The organism is Pseudarthrobacter sp. CC4, assembly GCF_048957775.1.
Lineage (GTDB): Bacteria > Actinomycetota > Actinomycetes > Actinomycetales > Micrococcaceae > Arthrobacter.
In genome coordinates this window covers 128,568-142,813 of record NZ_JARCCZ010000005.1, presented here as the reverse complement: position 1 = coordinate 142,813, position 14,246 = coordinate 128,568, and the positions used below count along the sequence as shown (strand labels likewise).

12 protein-coding genes are annotated in these 14,246 nt (G+C 68.3%); 7 read left to right on the top strand and 5 right to left on the bottom strand.

All coding sequences use genetic code 11. The annotated features are described in order from the left end of the window. The first annotated feature begins 19 nt into the window (after positions 1-19). Genes PV768_RS06090 through PV768_RS06075 form a run of 4 tightly spaced genes read left to right on the top strand, consistent with a single transcriptional unit; the run spans position 20 to position 5,329 of the window. On the top strand, positions 20-1,141 hold the full coding sequence (locus PV768_RS06090) for a glycosyltransferase family 4 protein (protein WP_421092541.1): 1,122 nt from the start codon (positions 20-22) through the stop codon (positions 1,139-1,141). After that, positions 1,138-2,949: an ABC transporter ATP-binding protein gene (locus PV768_RS06085; protein WP_421092540.1), complete on the top strand. Its 1,812-nt coding sequence runs from the start codon at positions 1,138-1,140 to the stop codon at positions 2,947-2,949. Before PV768_RS06090 ends, PV768_RS06085 begins: the two co-directional genes overlap by 4 nt. After that, positions 2,946-4,187 (top strand): phosphotransferase, encoded by a 1,242-nt coding sequence (locus PV768_RS06080; RefSeq protein ID WP_421092539.1) that lies wholly within the window; start codon positions 2,946-2,948, stop codon positions 4,185-4,187. The genes PV768_RS06085 and PV768_RS06080 overlap by 4 nt, the downstream gene beginning before the upstream one ends. Then, positions 4,184-5,329: a phosphotransferase gene (locus PV768_RS06075; RefSeq protein ID WP_421092538.1), complete on the top strand. Its 1,146-nt coding sequence runs from the start codon at positions 4,184-4,186 to the stop codon at positions 5,327-5,329. The genes PV768_RS06080 and PV768_RS06075 overlap by 4 nt, the downstream gene beginning before the upstream one ends. Here PV768_RS06075 and PV768_RS06070 read toward each other — a convergent pair. Together PV768_RS06070 and pta are read right to left on the bottom strand one after the other, a co-directional pair. Further along, positions 5,326-6,699, bottom strand: coding sequence for a UDP-glucose dehydrogenase family protein (locus PV768_RS06070; protein ID WP_421092537.1), 1,374 nt, complete (start codon positions 6,697-6,699; stop codon positions 5,326-5,328). The genes PV768_RS06075 and PV768_RS06070 overlap by 4 nt on opposite strands. Positions 6,700-6,769: 70 nt before the next feature. Next, positions 6,770-8,845 carry a phosphate acetyltransferase gene (pta, locus tag PV768_RS06065; RefSeq protein ID WP_157241305.1) on the bottom strand — a complete coding sequence of 692 codons (2,076 nt, stop codon included), beginning with the start codon at positions 8,843-8,845 and terminating at the stop codon, positions 6,770-6,772. 265 nt (positions 8,846-9,110) lie between these two features. Between pta and PV768_RS06060 the strand changes: the two genes are divergently transcribed. Together PV768_RS06060 and paaK are read left to right on the top strand one after the other, a co-directional pair. Then, a complete protein-coding gene (locus PV768_RS06060) occupies positions 9,111-9,593 on the top strand; it encodes a hotdog fold thioesterase (RefSeq protein ID WP_421092536.1) in 483 nt (160 codons plus the stop codon). A gap of 6 nt (positions 9,594-9,599) precedes the next feature. Next, positions 9,600-10,949, top strand: coding sequence for a phenylacetate--CoA ligase PaaK (gene paaK / locus PV768_RS06055; protein WP_323056768.1), 1,350 nt, complete (start codon positions 9,600-9,602; stop codon positions 10,947-10,949). A 24-nt stretch (positions 10,950-10,973) separates the two neighbouring features. Here the strand turns inward: paaK and PV768_RS06050 are convergent, their stop codons facing one another. Both PV768_RS06050 and PV768_RS06045 read right to left on the bottom strand, forming a co-directional pair. Beyond that, positions 10,974-11,711, bottom strand: a complete 738-nt coding sequence (locus tag PV768_RS06050; protein WP_421092535.1) for a zinc-binding dehydrogenase — start codon at positions 11,709-11,711, stop codon at positions 10,974-10,976. Further along, positions 11,711-12,793, bottom strand: coding sequence for an MBL fold metallo-hydrolase (locus PV768_RS06045; protein WP_421092534.1), 1,083 nt, complete (start codon positions 12,791-12,793; stop codon positions 11,711-11,713). The genes PV768_RS06050 and PV768_RS06045 overlap by 1 nt, the downstream gene beginning before the upstream one ends. Positions 12,794-12,932: 139 nt before the next feature. Here PV768_RS06045 and PV768_RS06040 point away from each other — a divergent pair, with 139 nt between their 5' ends. Then, a complete protein-coding gene (locus tag PV768_RS06040; protein ID WP_157241297.1) occupies positions 12,933-13,538 on the top strand; it encodes a TetR/AcrR family transcriptional regulator in 606 nt (201 codons plus the stop codon). A 44-nt stretch (positions 13,539-13,582) separates the two neighbouring features. Here the strand turns inward: PV768_RS06040 and PV768_RS06035 are convergent, their stop codons facing one another. Further along, complete coding sequence (locus PV768_RS06035) at positions 13,583-14,164, bottom strand: hypothetical protein (RefSeq protein WP_421092533.1); 582 nt, start codon at positions 14,162-14,164, stop codon at positions 13,583-13,585. Positions 14,165-14,246 lie beyond the last annotated feature (82 nt).

The window sequence follows — 14,246 nt, the reverse complement described above, 5'->3', positions numbered from 1 at the left end:
GGCAATGGCTGGAAGACGGGTGGCTTATCTTTCCGTCGATCCCGGCGTTCCTGTGTTCGGGAGCAAAGGCGCGTCCGTCCACGTCCAGGAAATTGTCCGCAGCTGGCGCAACCGCGGGGCCGAGGTGACGATCTACTGCACACGGAGCGGGACGGACGTTCCTCCCGACCTGGCAGACGTCCCTGTCGTGGTGCACCCCATCAAGGCCGCCACAGGCGGGAATCGTGAGCGGGCACAGGTGCGGGCTGCGGAAAGCCTTGCTGCGCAGGTGATTCGGGATGGCGCCGATGCCGTCTACGAGCGCTACTCCCTGTTCAGCGACGCACTCCAGCGCGTCACGGAGGCATTGCGGATTCCCGGCTTCCTGGAGGTCAACGCACCGCTCATTGACGAACAGCGCAAGTACCGGGAGATCCACGACGAGGAAGCAGCCCTTGACTGCCTGCGCGGCCAGGTCCGGGCCGCCAGCACGGTTGCCTGCGTTTCGGCACCCGTCCGTGACTGGGTGCTGGACCGTACCGGCCCTGGCGCGCGGCACGTGATCGTCACCCCGAACGGTGTGAACGGCCACCGCATCAGGCCGTCACCCGAGACCGCGGGCAGGCCGGTTGTGGTGTTTGTCGGGACACTGAAGCCATGGCACGGTGTGCGGACGCTGCTGGAAGCCCAGGCTGCTGCCTCACGCGCTTGGGCACTGAAGATCGTAGGCGACGGACCCGAGGGGCCAGCGCTGCGCGCCCTCGCTGCGGACCTGGAGCTGGACGTCGAGTTCACCGGTGCTGTTCCGCCGGACGATATCCCCGCCGCCCTGGCCGGCTGTGCAATCGGGGTGGCCCCCTATCCGGCCCTGGACGACGACGCGGAACACTACTTTTCTCCTTTGAAGATCTACGAGTACTGCGCGGCCGGCCTTCCGGTCGTGGCCTCACGGGTGGGCCAGGTTCCCGGAATCATCGAACACGGGGTCACCGGCCTGCTCGTGGACCCTTCCAATGCCGGCCGGCTGGCAGGTGCCATCGATTCCCTCGTTGAGGCTCCAGACACCCGGGCTGCGATGTCGGCAGCCGCCCGGCGCGTTGTCCTGGAGCGGCACAGCTGGGACAGTGTGCTGGCGCGCATCACAGAAGGCGCAGCCCTGTGAGCAGACCGCGGGAACGGCCATTGCGGCGCACGCTCGCCATGGTGCGTCCCCACCTTGCCGGGCACAAGTGGTTGATGGCCGGAGGTGTGACGGCGCTGCTCTTCGAGGTGGCCTTCCGGATCCTGGAACCTTGGCCGGTGAAATTTGTGGTGGACGCGGTCACCCGGAGCCTTGGCGCGGACCTTGGCGGTCCCGTGCCTGCGGCAGGTCCGGGTCTTCTCCTGGCTTGCGGGGCTGCGGTGCTGCTGATCACGGTATTGCGCGCACTCAGCAATTTCCTGGCCACTGTGGCGTTTGCCTTGGCCGGTTCACGCGTCGCCACGGAGCTGAGGGCACGCGTTTTCGACCATGTCCAGTCCCTCTCTGCCCGCTACCACGCGACATCACGGACCGGTGACACGGTGCAGCGGCTCGTGGGCGACGTGGGCCGGCTCCAGGAAGTTGCCGTCAGCGCCGGCCTGCCCCTGCTGGCGAACTGCATCACGCTCGTGGCGATGGCCGGGGTCATGTTCTGGCTGGACCCGCTGCTGGCTCTCACCGTGCTCGCCGCCTGTGCAGCATTCGTGGCCGTCTCCAGGAGGAGCACGGGAAGAATAACGACGGCGGCCCGCCGCACCCGCAAGGGTGAAAGCTCACTCGCCAATACCGCGCAGGAGAGCCTGGGAGCCATCCGTGTCGTCCAGGCGTACGGTTTGGAAAGCGCGCTCGCAGTCCGCTTCAAAGGCAGCAACGCCAGGACGCTGAAGGACGGGGTGCAGTCCCGGCGCCTTGCCGCCGCACTGGAGCGCCGAACCGATGTCATAGTCGGCCTGGCGGGCGCGGTGGTCTTGACGGTCGGGGGCTGGCGCGTGACTCAAGGCGCCATGACTCCGGGGGACCTGGTGTTGTTCCTCATGTACCTCAAGACGGCGATGAAGCCCCTGCGGGACCTGGCAAAATATACCGGGCGCATAGCCCGCGCCGCGGCATCCGGGGAGCGGGTGGCTGAACTCCTCGAGGAACACGTGGAGATCACTGATGCACCCGGCGCCACTCCCCTTGGCACAGTGCGCGGAGCGATTGAATTCCGGGGAGTTACCGCCGCCTACATCGCTGACAGGCCAGTGCTGCGCGGGGTGGACCTCAGCATCCCGGCGGGTCGCAAGACCGCCATCATCGGACCATCCGGATCCGGGAAGTCCACGCTCGTGTCCCTGCTGGCGCGCATGCTCGACCCGGTGGAGGGTTCGGTGCGGATCGACGGGCGGGACCTCAGGGACGCCACGTTGGGTTCGGTCCGCTCGGCCCTGGGTGTCGTCCTGCAGGAGGCGGTGCTGTTCGCAGGAACCATAAGGGAAAATATCCGCTACGGCCGGCTGGACGCCTCTGACCGCGAGGTGGAGCAGGCGGCCCGCCTCGCCCATGCCCACGGGTTCATCGCAGCGTTGCCGGAAGGCTACGACACCGTGGTCGGCGAGCGGGGCGGCACTCTTTCGGGCGGCCAGCGGCAGCGCCTGTCAATTGCACGGGCCCTGCTCCGGGATTCACCGGTGGTGGTTCTCGATGAGGTGACCACCGGACTGGACCAGGCATCCCGTGCCGAGGTGATGGCGGGCCTGGACACCTTGACCAGGGGGCGCACCACGGTGTGGATCACCCACGAGGCCTCGGTGGCCCTGGCCTGTGACAGGGTGGTCTGGCTGCAGGACGGGCAGGTTCTGCTGGACGGGCCGCCCGATGAGCTCGTCGGCTATCCGCTGTTCGCCGCCTGGCTCGCGCAGCAGCTCGCAGCCGCCCGCGAGGCCCCGGCAAGGACGGAGACAGCATGAGCAACAGAGGGACTTTCCCCGGCACCGCTGCCCGGCCTGCCGGGCCTCCCGTGGACAAGGGCCTGCCCGTTCTCGACCTCTTCTTCGATGCCTCCCGCCTGAGCCACGCCTTGGGACGGCCGGCCCGGGCGGACCGCATGCGGCATAAGCCGGGCGTCTCGGCGGTGGCGCGGCTCCAGGACGGGCAGGACACGCGGCAATGGATTGCCGCGTACCACCCGTCCGCCGTCGAGAAGGCCGAAAAGATCCTGCACCGAAGCAGGCAATCGTCCTCCGGGGCCTCCCGCGTGGTGCAGATAGGAATGCCAGGCTTTCCGGGGTACCAGGTGCTTACGGGGCCCCTGCAGATGGACGGGAAGCTGCACAAACCCCTGGCCCGCTTCACCCGTTCCGGCTTACCCGGCGGCATGGCCGGGAGCCGGATCCTGAACTACAACCCGTTTCGGCGAGTCGTATTCACGGTGGGGACTGATACGGGGGAGCTCGTCTGCAAGGCCACGTCCACGCCTTTCCCCGGAACGGCAGCCCTGCTGGTCCGGCTGGGCGGCGCCGGCGTCCCGGTGGTGCCGGAATGCCTCCCGGAGGCCCTGCCCCCGGGCATTCCCCGCTCGCGGAGCCTTCGCTACTACCCGTGGTTCGGCATGGGCCACCTCGGCTCCCCCGGAGAAAGCACGGCGACGCGGCTCACTGAACTGACCCATGAAACCGGAAGGGCACTGGCACGGCTTCACTCGCTGGGACCGCTGCCCGGGGCACAGGCAATGCAGGGCAGCCCGGCGGCGAGGCTTTCCGCCATGGTGCGGCACCATGCGAGGCTTGCCCCGGCACTGGCCGCCCGGCTGGACCGGATACATGGAAGACTGCAACCGGTGGTGGACATCAACTCAGGCCAGACCCTCATCCACGGTGACTTCTCCGCGGACCAGGTGCTCGTGGACGGGACCCGGATCCGCCTGATCGACTTTGACCGCTGCTCCCACGGCCGTGGAGCATCGGACCTGGGGAGCTTCGCGGCCGTTGAACTCCTTGCTGCGGCTGCCGGTGCGGGCAGGCCGTCCCTCACTGCGGCCCTGCTGGAGGGCTACCGGTCAACGGGCCAGCCGGTCAGCGACGCCGAGGTGGTTGCCTGGACAGCCTTCCACCTGCTGGGCAGGCTGCATGAGCCGTTCCGAAACTGCAGGGACCACTGGCATCAGGAAATGGCAGACCGGCTGGCAACAATAGAGCAGATCCTGTGACGGGCGGGATCTCCTCCGCCCTGGCTGTGCTGCACGGGCCCGCGGTCCCGCGGGCCATGGGAACCGGCGTGACCGTCCGGAAGGTCTGGCCCGGTGCCAACGGCAGCCTGACATTTGAGGCCAGGGAAACCGACACGGGACGCATCCGCGCCGGCAGCGTATCCGGTGATGGTTGCATCCGGGCCGCGCCGTACGGGTGTGACCCCGCCCTGGAAAGCCTCCGGGACGCTGCACGCGGCAGCCAATTGCTGATCCACCGATACGGGCGGCGGGCGGTGCTCCGGCACGTGCACCCGGACGGGCAGTCCACTTTCACCAAGGTGGTGCGCCAGGGCAAGGCCCCGGCCCTGGCCCGAACGCACAGCCTCGCGGAAAAACTCCCGGAAACGACGGGTATCACCGTTCCCCGGCTCCTGCGGCAGGATTCGGGCAGCATGACGCTTTCCGCTGTTCCCGGCACGGACCTGCACCGCCTTGGCCGCGCCGCTGCTGCGGACATGCCCGGGACCGGCAGTGCCGCGCAGGCCGGCTGGGAAGCCGCTTGGCGGCTGTTCCCGGGGACGTGGCCGCACTTCGCCGAAGCGCCCCGAGGGGCACTGCCGTTCCATACGGCGGAAGACGAGTGCCGGACGGTGGCGCAATGGGCTGGACACGCAGACGCACATGGCGCCCTACAGGCCGCGGGCACGTCTCTTGGAGACGCCGTCGAAAGGGTGAACCTGATGCTGCTGGCCACGCCCGCGCAGGCTCCTGTCCTGTGCCACCGTGACCTTCACGACAAACAGATTCTCGTCGGCTCCCGGGAAGGGGGCCTCGGGCTGATCGACTTCGACACACTCTCCACGGCAGAACCCGCACTGGACCTTGGAAACCTGCTGGCACATGTGGAGTTCCGGTACTGGCAGGGGCTGCTCCTTCGGGCCGCTGCAACCCACGCTGAAGAGCGGATACTTGAGGCCGCGGACAGCCTGTGCGTGGACCCGGCCCGGCTGCAGGCCTACCGCGTGGCTGCCGCCGTCAGGATTGCCTGCGTCTACGCGTTCCGGCCCCCGTACCGGCCCCTCGCCCATGACTGGTTTGCGCACATTTTGGGAAGGCTGGGGCAGCGGGGCGGGCATTCCCGGCTGGCGGACTTCGCCTAGACGGTGGCCGGCACGGCCGCAGGGAGTCCGGGCCGTCCGAGAGCCCGATAGGTCCAGCCCGCTGCGCGCCAGGCATCTGCGTCAAGGCAGCTGCGCCCGTCTACCACCGCCATGCCCGAGACCAGCCCGGCCAGCCAGGTTGGATCCAGGGACCGGTATTCGTCCCAGTCAGTCAGGACCAGCACGGCATGCGAGCCCTGGACTGCCTCCTCCACGGTCTCCACGCAGTTCAGCGCCGGCAGAATCAGCGCCGCGTTACGGACCGCCTGGGGATCGGTCGCCGTCACGATCGCACCCTTGTCCTGCAGTTCTGCAGCGACGCTGATGGCGGGCGACTCCCTGACGTCGTCGGACTGGGGCTTGAACGCCAGGCCAAGGACAGCCACCCGTTGACCCGCAAGCGAACCGCCGCACACCTCACTGGCGAGGTCCACCATCCTGGAGCGGCGGCCCGCGTTGATGGCATCAACCTCCCGCAGGAGCGCCTGAGCCTGGCTGGCGCCCAGTTCCCCGGCACGGGCCATGAATGCCCGGATATCCTTCGGGAGACAGCCACCACCGAACCCCAGGCCCGCGTTGAGGAAGCTCCGGCCGATCCGGGCGTCGTAGCCAATGGCGTCCGCCAGCATGGCAACGTCCGCCCCGGCAGCCTCACAGACATCGGAAATCGCGTTAATGAAGGAGATCTTGGTGGCCAGGAAGGCATTCGCCGAGACCTTGACCATCTCCGCCGTCTCATAATCCATGACCAGGCGGGGGCACCCGTCCGCCAAAAGCTGCCGGTACACCTCGTCCAGCACACGCTGGGGATGGGGCACCTGCCCGTCCGCGGCCCCCAGGCCGTCGCAGCCCGCAGGGCCGGGCAGGCCGTAAACCAGCCGATCCGGAGACAGCGTGTCCTGCACGGCGTGGCCCTCGCGGAGGAATTCGGGATTCCACACCAGCAGGGATCCGGCAGCTCCGGTGCTGAGTGTCGCGGCGATCTGCCGCGCCGTCCCCACAGGAACAGTGGACTTCCCAGCCACGACGTCGCCTGGCCTGAGATGCGGAATGAGCGCAGCAACAGCTGCATGGACGTACCTGAGGTCAGCCGCATACCCGTTCGGCTGCTGCGGAGTTCCGACCGTGATGAAGTGGACGGCGCACCCTGCCGCGTCGGCGATGTTGGTGGAATAGTGCAAGGTGCCGGCCTCGGCGCCGGCGGCCAGGAGCTCCGGCAGGCCGGGTTCGAAGAAGGAAGGCCGGCCAGCGGCCAAAGCCTGCACCTTCCCGGCGTCGACATCGATGCCCACGACGTCATGCCCGAGCCGGGCCAGCGCGGCCGAATGGACCGCACCGAGATAACCGCAGCCAATAACCGAAACCTTCATCGTGGCCTCCCCCCGGGGCGTCTGGCCCGGCGCAGGCCGGACCAGGAGTATTTTCCGCTACCCTACCTGTTCACGCCTGCGCCTGGGCCTGGATGGCCGTGATGGCTACGGTGTTGACGATGTCCTCCACGGTGCAGCCGCGGGAGAGGTCGTTGACAGGCTTCCGGAGCCCCTGCAGGACAGGCCCGACGGCGACCGCCCCCGAGCTCTGCTGCACCGCCTTGTACGTGTTGTTGCCGGTGTTGAGGTCCGGGAAGATGAACACGGTGGCCTGCCCGGCAACCGAGGACCCCGGCATCTTGGACTCGGCGATGGAGGCGTCCACCGCGGCGTCGTACTGGATGGGGCCTTCGACGGCGAGGTCCGGCCGGCGCTCACGGACCAGCTCGGTGGCCTGCCGCACCTCGTCCACCGCCTCCCCGGAGCCGGAGCCGCCCGTTGAGTAGGACAGCATGGCCACCCGCGGCTCCACCCCGAACTGGGCGGCGGTCTCCGCCGAAGCCAGCGCAATGTCCGCCAGCTGCTCCACGTTCGGGTCAGGGTTCACCGCGCAGTCGCCGTACACCAGAACCCGGTCCGGCATGAGCATGAGGAACACCGAGGACACGATCTTCACGCCCGGGCGCGTCTTCACGAACTCCAGGGCCGGCCGGATGGTGTGGGCCGTGGTGTGCGCGGCCCCGGACACCATGCCGTCCACCACGCCCAGCTGGACCATCATGGTGCCGAAGTAGCTGACGTCCTGCATGATCTCCAGCGCCTTGGCCAGGTCCACGCCCTTGTGCGCCCTCAGCTCGGCGTACTTCTCGGCAAACTTCTGCCGGAGGTCCGAGGTGGCGGGGTCCACGATGCTGATGCCGGTGAGGTCGATGCCGTTCGCTGCGGCCAGTTCGCGGACGTCAGGCTCCGGCCCAAGCACGGTGAGGTCGCAGACGTCGCGCCGGTGCAGGATCTCCGCCGCGCGCAGGATCCTCACGTCCGTTCCTTCCGGCAGCACCACGTGCCGGCGCTGCGAGCGGGCGCGTTCGATGAGGTCGTGCAGGAAGCGCAGCGGCGTCATCCGCTCGGCCCTTGGCAGGTGCAGGCGCTCCACAAGTTCGGTTTCGTCCACCCGGCGGGACCACAGCCCCAGGGCGGAGGCAACCTTGCGGCGGTGCCCGGACCAGATCTCGCTGCGGACTTCGGAGACCCGGCGCGCGGTGGTGTAGGTGTCCTCCTTCGTGGCGAACACGGGGAACGGCGCCTGCGCCAGGAGCGGGTAGATGTTGGCGTCCGGTGCGAGCCCGCCGGTGAGGATGAGCGCGGATGCCACCGGAAATTCCGGCGAGAAGGATGAGGCCAGGCAGGCCACCATCACGTCGGCGCGGTCCCCGGGAACGATCACCAGCGCGCCCTCGTCCAGCACGTTGAGGAAGTTGCCCACGTTCATGGCCGCCACCTTGATGTCCTTGACGTCGCGCTCCATGTCCCGCCGGCCGGCGATCTGCCGGACCCCGAGCGCCGTGGCCACTTCACCGGTGGTGGGCCGGGCTATCTCCTCCAGTTCCGGCAGGACGTACACGGGCCGCTTGGACGCGCCGGGCTTGACCGCCGCCCCGATCGCTTCCACGTCCTCCGGGTCCGCACGGTTCACCAGGATGGCCAGGAGCGCGCACCGTTCTGCGGCAAGTTCCTTCCGGGCAACCTCGACGGCGGCCACGGCTTCTGCAACGGTCCGCCCCTTGGCGCCCACCACGGCCACCACGGGCGTGGCCAGGTTGTTCGCCAGGCGGGCGTTGAGGTCGAATTCGACGGCGGAGTCCTGGCCCACCAGGTCGGTTCCCTCCACGATCACCACGTCGCAGTGCCGCGAAATGTCCGCGAAAATTTCCACGCAGCGGGCATCGATCTCGGCACGGTTGCCTTCCGCCAGCAGATCACGGACTTCGGTGTAGGTCAGGCCGCCGCGGCACCGCTCGTCCTCCAGCGCGAAGCGGGATTTCATCAGCGCCACCATCGGATCGGCCGTGGCATCCGGGCCGTGGACCACGGGTTTGAAGAAGCCGATCCTGTCCGCGTGCCGGTGCAGGGTGTCCGCCAGGCCCAGGGCAACAAGTGACTTGCCCGAGCCGGGGGTGGTTGCGCTGACGTAAATGCCTTTGGCCATGGTCCGCCCTTTGCTGTGCTGGTGCCGGTCCCTCCATCCTTGCACTTCCAACCCTCCCGCGCCGCCGCTGTACGTTCCCGCCCAGTTGCCGGCCGCCGTCGTCCCTTCCAGCCCAGTTTTCGAACGCCTCCCTGGACTGCCCCCACAGACTGCTGGCCTGGACCCTCCAAAACTGGGCTGGTCCGGCCGCCCTCCCCTTGACACAGGACCCCTCGATGGGATTACCTAATGAACATTCGGTAAATAAAGCTGGAGGCAATGACGCATGGCTGAGACAGCCCTTTCCGGGCCCACGCACCAGATCCTGGAGAACGACTATGCCTCCGAGTGGATGGGCATCCAGGTCCTCGCCATCAGCGACGGGCACGCCACCATCCGGATGACCCTCCGGCAGGAAATGCTCAACGGCTTCGGCATGGCCCACGGCGGAATGATCTTCGCCTTCGGGGATACGGCGTTCGCCCTCGCGTGCAACCCCGCCGTGCCGGCACCCGGCGAGGAAAACAGCATCACCGTGGCCTCCGGCGTCGACATCAATTTCCTCAAGCCCGCCTTCCGCGGCCAGGTGCTCACCGCGGTGGCGGACCGCCGCTCCAGCGCCGGACGCAGCGGCCTGTACGACATCCAGATTTTCGCCGCCGACGCCCCGCCCGCCGACGCCGGCCAGCCGGGCGAGCCCACCCCGAACCAGCCAGGCGAGCTCATTGCCGAGTTCCGCGGACGCAGCCGCACCATCCCCAAGAAGTAGGAAACCATGACCCTGCATGCCCCCGAATCCCCCGCAGCCACCACAGCAGCCGGACTGGACCGCGAGGAGACCATCTCCCGCGACGAGCTCGAGGCCCTCCAGCTCAGCCGGCTGCAGCACACCGTTGCCTACGCCTACGAGCGCGTGCCCCTGTACAAGCGCAAGTTCGACGACGCCGGCATCCACCCCAACGACCTGCGTGAACTGAGCGACCTGGGCAACTTCCCGTTCACCACCAAGGACGATCTGCGCGAGGAATACCCGTTCGGCATGTTCGCGGTGCCGCAGCACGAAGTAGCCCGCATCCATGCCAGCTCGGGCACCACGGGCAGGCCCACCGTCGTCGGCTACACCAAGCAGGACCTGGCGGACTGGGCAAAACTCGTGGCCCGCAGCTTCCGCGCCTCCGGCATCCGCCCGGGCATGAAAGTCCACAACGCCTACGGGTACGGCCTGTTCACCGGAGGCCTGGGCGCGCACGCCGGCGCCGAAGCCCTGGGCTGCACCGTCATCCCCATCTCCGGCGGCCAGACCGAACGCCAGATCCAGCTGATCCAGGACTTCAAGCCCGACGCCATCCTGGCCACGCCCACGTACCTGCTGACCATCGCCGACGCCATGGCCCACATGGGCATCGACCCCGCCTCCACGTCGCTGAAGTATGCGGTGCTGGGCGCCGAGCCGTGGACCGAAGAGATGCGGCACGAGCTTGAGGTCACCATGAACCTCAAGGCCTGCGACATCTACGGGCTGTCCGAGGTGATGGGCCCGGGCGTGGCCGGCGAAGCGGTGGAAACACAGGACGGCAGCCACATCTGGGAGGACCACTTCCGCCCCGAAATCATCGACGCCTTCAACCCGGTGGTGGGCAAGGAAAACGTCCTGGGCGACGGCGAGCACGGCGAACTGGTGTTCACCTCGCTGACCAAGGAAGCGCTGCCCATCATCCGTTACCGCACCAAGGACCTTACCCGCCTGCTCCCCGGCACGGCCCGCCCCGCGCACCGCCGGATGGGGCGCATCACCGGCCGCAGCGACGACATGATCATCCTCCGCGGCGTGAACGTGTTCCCGTCCCAGATCGAGGAAATCGCCCTCCGGATCCCCGAGCTCAGCCCGCACTTCCAGCTGGAGCTCACCCGCCCCGAGGGGCAGCGGATGGACCAGATGACGGTCAAGATCGAACGCCGGGAGAGCGTCACCTTCGAGCAGAGCACGACGGCGGCACGCACCTTGAAGGAACAGATCAAGATCCACGTGGGTTCCTCCTGCGCGGTTGACGTGGTGGAGCCGGGCTCGCTTGAGCGGTCCAACGGCAAGCTGCGGAGGATCTACGACCTGCGCCCCAAGGGGTAGCAGCCCAAGGGGTAGCAGCGGTGCTCAGCGCCGGTCTTCTCCCGGCACCATGAGGACGAGGTTTCCCGCAATGTCCCCGCGCTCCAGCCGGGCGTGCGCCTGCCGCGCCTCAGCCAGCGGGAACCGGTCCGCGATCACCGGGGCTATTTTCCGCGCCCCGAGCAGTCCATAAAGCGTGGCCCACGCCTCCATCAGCGGCCGGCGGTCCAGCCGCCAGGACGTCGTCCCGTACAGCCGGATCCTCTTGCCCTTCGGGATCAGGTCCTGCCCTGCGGCCCGGGCCAGGAGGCGCAGGGTGGAGGCCGGGCTGCCGGGGTTGGCATACTCCACCAGCACCCCGCCGGGCCGCAGCACGGCAAGGCCGGCATCGGCCCACTCCCCGCCCGCCCCGTCCAGGACTGCATCGACGCCGGCGGGCTCCAGCCTGCGGAGGGCCTTGACCACGTCGTCCCGCTGCGTGTCCAGGGGCACCACCCCGTGCTCAACGAGCCAGCGGTGTTTGGCCGGGCTGTCCACGCCGTACATCCTGAGCCGCAGCAACCGGCCGAGCTGGACGATCGCCGTACCGATCCCGCCGGCGGCGCCGGTGACAAGGATGGCCTGCCCCCGCCTGATCCGGGCCACCCGGGAGAGGGCCTGGTGGGCCACCAGGTAGTTCAGCGCAACAACCACCACCTCGCCCGCGTCCAGTTCATCGGGAATCCGCATCATGGGGTGCGAGCTGGCGAAGATGTACTCGGCGTACCCGCCCTTCTCGGTCATCACCACCACCCGGTCCCCGGCGCAACCGCGGTGACGCCCGCCCCCGTCGCATCCACCACGCCCACCACGGCGTAGCCGGGCACAAAGGGGAACGTCGGCGGGTAGGTGGAGAGCCCGCTGCGGGCCTGCACGTCAACGGCGCTCACGCTGCACGCCTCAACCCGCACCCTGGCCTCGTCCCGTCGCGGCGTCCGCAGCCGCCGTCGTACAACCTCCAGCACTTCCGGCCCGCCCATCCGGACAGCGGCCACGCAGCGGTACTCCAAAGGCGCCTCCGGCGCCGCGGTTGAAGCTGCGGCATTGCCTGCAGCACCGGCCCTGGCGGCCAGCTCATCCAACTGGCGGGATGCCGCCGGCCCGGAAACCGCACGCCCGTGCCCGCTGGCCAGGACCCGCGGCCGAAGCCGGGCCAGCGTACCGATGGAAGCCTCCGCCGTCGGCCAGTCCCAGGTGGCAATCCGGGGCGGGCCGCTGACCCTGTGCGTCCGGCCCAGGAGGCCGCGCAGCGAGTTCACGTCAGTGGTCAGCACCGCGTCGCCGGTGAGCAGCACGCCGTCGGCCTCCCGAAAGAAGGCGATGTGCCCGGGTGTGTGCCCCGGGGTGGGCACGCACCTCCAGTCCGGCAGCCCCGGGACGCCGGCTGCCGGATCGAAAGGACGCACGACGGCGGTCAGGTCCGTCGCGGGCATGGTCCCCTGCGGCAGGACCCGCTGCAGTGGACGCAACACCCGGCGGTCGAGGGGGTTGGCGTATTCATCCAGCAGCTTCCCGGACGCCTGCGGCAGTTCATCCGGATGAACGAAGACCGGCACGTCCCATCGGCGGGCCAGGCCGGGGACGGCGCCGGTGTGGTCCGGGTGGATATGCGTCAGGATAATCGCTGCGGGCGGGCTGCCTTTTCCAAAGAGGGACTCTGCAGCGGCCGCAATCGCGTCGTCCGCCTTCGGCCAGCCGGCATCCACCAGCACCCAGCCCTGCCCGGAGCGGACAAAATAGACGTGGGAGGCGAACCGGCCGCTCCCGGTGGGCAGCTGGTACACGCCGTCCGCGACGGCGGTGGGCTGGGGTGTGCTGGGCCTCATGCCTGTGCGCCTTCCTGGAGTAATGCGGCTGGTTTGCCTGCCCTACCAGCGTGGTCCTCCCGCACAAACCGCCACAGGGTCCAAGGTCCCTCGCCGATAACGGTCTAAATAACCGAACGTTCATGAGAAAATGGCCGGTATGTCCACAACTGATGCACCCACCAAGCGCGGCCGCCCGGGGTACGACCAGCAATCGGTGCTCCGCATCGCCGTCGACGTCTTCAACCGGCACGGCTACGACGCCACCTCAATGGGGATCCTGGCGGACAACCTCGGCATTTCAAAGTCTGCCATCTACCACCACGTCCCCTCCAAGGGCGACCTCCTCAAACTCGCACTGGACCACGCGCTCGGCGGGCTCGAGGCCATCCTGGAAGAACCCGCGGCGGTGTCCGGCGCGGCGGATGCGCGCCTGGAGTTTGTGCTGCGGCAAACCGTGGCGGTGCTGGTGGACCGGCTGCCGTTCGTCACGCTGCTCCTGCGCCTGCGCGGCAACACCGAGATAGAGCGGGACGCCCTGGAACGCCGTCGCGCGTTCGACCACAAGGTTGCCGGGCTGATCTCCGCCGCCCGGGACGAAGGCTCGCTGCGCCAGGACATCGATCCGCGAACCGTCACCCGCCTGCTGTTCGGCATGATCAACTCCATCGTTGAGTGGTACAAGCCGGGCGGCTCCCTCTCGCCCGAACGGCTGGCGGACGACGTGATCACCATGGCGTTCGACGGCCTGCACGCGGAACCCTAGCAGCCTGCAGTACGGGTCTCGCGGCACCGGCCGACGCCGCCCCCTCACTGGCCGGCGATGACCACCGTCATCGAAGAGCCCTTCGAGGCTGAGATGTAGGCGTTCTCGAACGAGAGCGTCCCGCTGACCACTGCCTCCTGGATAGTGCCGTGGTTGGTGGTTCGCTGCACGAACTGTCCGGGCAGGATGTCCCTCGACGTGCTGCCGCCGCGTTCGATCGTTCCCGTACCCTGCCACGTGAGGTCCAAGCCGATGTCGGTCCCGTCGGAAAGCGGCACTGTGGCGGTGGCATGTACCGAAGTGCGTTCGAAAGTGAACACCTCTGTCGGGGCTTCGCCGTAGACTGAGTAGCCCTCCCCGGTGCAGACGTTGAAGCTGGACGAAGAGTAGAACATGGTGGTGCCGCCGCCGAATGCGGTTCCCGCGGCAGCCGATATGGAGCTGAAGGCGCATCCGTCCTCAGACATTGTGCTTGTATAGGCCTGCGCGTACTCGGAGGTGTACTGCATCCTGAAGACGTCAGCGGCCTGTGCTGGTGGTGCTGCGACCAAGGCGCTTCCCAAAGCAGCTGCCAGGCCCGCTATCGCTGCGATGCGGGTTCTTGGATTTGAGTTTGCAGTACGCATGAAGCGCCTCTTCTTCCGATTAATTGTCCCTCCCGGCCGGGCTGGATGCCCGAAGGCTAGCACCGCCCCAGGAGGGCAGCTA

What these genes read in the sequence shown, in the direction of transcription:
- paaK (WP_323056768.1), top strand. Translation starts at nt 9,600, where the DNA reads ATGACCCTGCATGCCCCCGAATCCCCCGCAGCCACCACAGCAGCCGGA.
- PV768_RS06070 (WP_421092537.1), bottom strand. Translation starts at nt 6,699, where the DNA reads ATGAAGGTTTCGGTTATTGGCTGCGGTTATCTCGGTGCGGTCCATTCG.
- PV768_RS06050 (WP_421092535.1), bottom strand. Translation starts at nt 11,711, where the DNA reads ATGACCGAGAAGGGCGGGTACGCCGAGTACATCTTCGCCAGCTCGCAC.
- PV768_RS06080 (WP_421092539.1), top strand. Translation starts at nt 2,946, where the DNA reads ATGAGCAACAGAGGGACTTTCCCCGGCACCGCTGCCCGGCCTGCCGGG.
- PV768_RS06060 (WP_421092536.1), top strand. Translation starts at nt 9,111, where the DNA reads ATGGCTGAGACAGCCCTTTCCGGGCCCACGCACCAGATCCTGGAGAAC.
- pta (WP_157241305.1), bottom strand. Translation starts at nt 8,845, where the DNA reads ATGGCCAAAGGCATTTACGTCAGCGCAACCACCCCCGGCTCGGGCAAG.
- PV768_RS06035 (WP_421092533.1), bottom strand. Translation starts at nt 14,164, where the DNA reads ATGCGTACTGCAAACTCAAATCCAAGAACCCGCATCGCAGCGATAGCG.
- PV768_RS06040 (WP_157241297.1), top strand. Translation starts at nt 12,933, where the DNA reads ATGTCCACAACTGATGCACCCACCAAGCGCGGCCGCCCGGGGTACGAC.
- PV768_RS06045 (WP_421092534.1), bottom strand. Translation starts at nt 12,793, where the DNA reads ATGAGGCCCAGCACACCCCAGCCCACCGCCGTCGCGGACGGCGTGTAC.